The following is a 1577-nucleotide window of genomic DNA, read 5'->3' on the forward strand; positions in this document are numbered from 1 at the left end:
GCCACCGCATCCGGCGACGACGCCACCCGCGCCTCGAACAACGCCGGCAACGTCGACACCACACCCCCGACAGCCGTGTCGTTCCACTCCACCAACACCCGGTGAAGCTCCTCAGGAGCCAGCACCTCCACCGCACCGAGCGACACGTGCGGGTCTGCGGCCACCTCGGCCAGGACACGCGCGAGGCGCTCCGCCAGCCGCTCGACCGTCTCCGCCTCGAAGAGGTCCGCCGAGGCGACGACACCGCCGTACAGCCCGGCCGGAGCCCCGTCGGCGTCGAAGGCCTCGCCGACGCCGACCTCGAGGTCGAACTTCGACGCCACACCGGCCGACGGAACCGATCCCCGGGCGTGCGAACCGCCGAGGTCCAGCACCGCCTCCTGGTTGTTCTGCAGCGTCAGCGACACCTGGAAGAGCGGGTGGCGGGCCATCGAACGGGCCGGTGCCAGTTCCTCCACCAGCTTCTCGAACGGCACGTCCTGGTGCGCGAAGGCGGAGAGCCCCGCCTCCCGGACCCGGGCGACGACGTCGGTGAACGTCGGGTCGCCGGTCAGGTCCGTGCGCACCACCAGCGTGTTGACGAAGAAGCCGACCAGCTCGTCCAGCGCCTCGTCGGTACGGCCCGCGTTGACAGCGCCGATCGGGATGTCGGTGCCCGCACCGAGGCGGTTGAGCAGGACGGCGAGGGCCGCCTGCACGACCATGAACATCGTCGCGCCCTCGGCTCGCGCCAACTCCGTCAACCGGGCGTGGACATCCGCCGGGATCCGCAGCGATGCGGCGTGCCCCTGGTGCGAGGACACGACGGGGCGGCGGCGGTCGGTCGGGAGAGCGAGCTCCTCGGGGATCCCCGACAGGGCGTGCTTCCAGTGGGCGACCTGGCCGGCCATCAGGCTGTCCGGGTCGTTCTCGTCTCCGAGCAGCTCGCGCTGCCAGATCGCGTAGTCCGCGTACTGGACCGGCAGCGGCTCCCACGCGGGCGCCCGGCCCGCGCTGCGCGCCGCGTACGCCGTCGACAGGTCGCGCGCCAGCGGCGCCGTCGACCAGCCGTCGCTGGCGATGTGGTGCAGGACGACGACCAGCACCGGATCGGCGTCGCTTTCCGTCTCGAACAGCCAAGCGCGGAAGGGCACTTCGCGGGTCAGGTCGAAGGCGTACTCCGCTGCCTGCTCGACCTCGCGCTCCAGGTCGGCCGACGCCACCGGCATGACCGTGAGCTCCCAGGCCAGGTCGCCGAGTTCGAGGATCCGCTGGTGGGGCTCGCCGTCGACGGACGGGAACACGGTGCGCAACGACTCGTGCCGCTCGATCACGTCACGGAAGGCGGTGTTGAGCGCCTCCCGGTCGGTGTCACCGGACAGTCGGAGCACCACCGGAATGTTGTACGAGGCGCTCGACTCCTCCAACTGGTTGATGAACCAGAGCCTTTGCTGTCCGTAGGAGAGCGGGAGGTGGTCGGGGCGGGGCATCCGCGTGAGCGGGGTGCGGGCCGTGTCGGCGTCCGCGAGGCGGGCGGCGAGGGCCGCGACGGTCGGCGCCTCGAACAGCGTCCTGATGTCGGTCTCGACGCCCAGGAC

Annotated in this window: 1 protein-coding gene; it reads right to left on the reverse strand. The window is 71.6% G+C overall.

From position 1 onward, the window contains the following. The coding region (locus tag ACFY0X_RS36860; protein WP_387760891.1) for a condensation domain-containing protein at positions 1-1577 on the reverse strand (1577 nt) is incomplete at both ends.

It is taken from the genome of Kitasatospora sp. NPDC001547 (genome assembly GCF_042894165.1).
In the GTDB taxonomy this organism is placed as follows: domain Bacteria; phylum Actinomycetota; class Actinomycetes; order Streptomycetales; family Streptomycetaceae; genus Kitasatospora.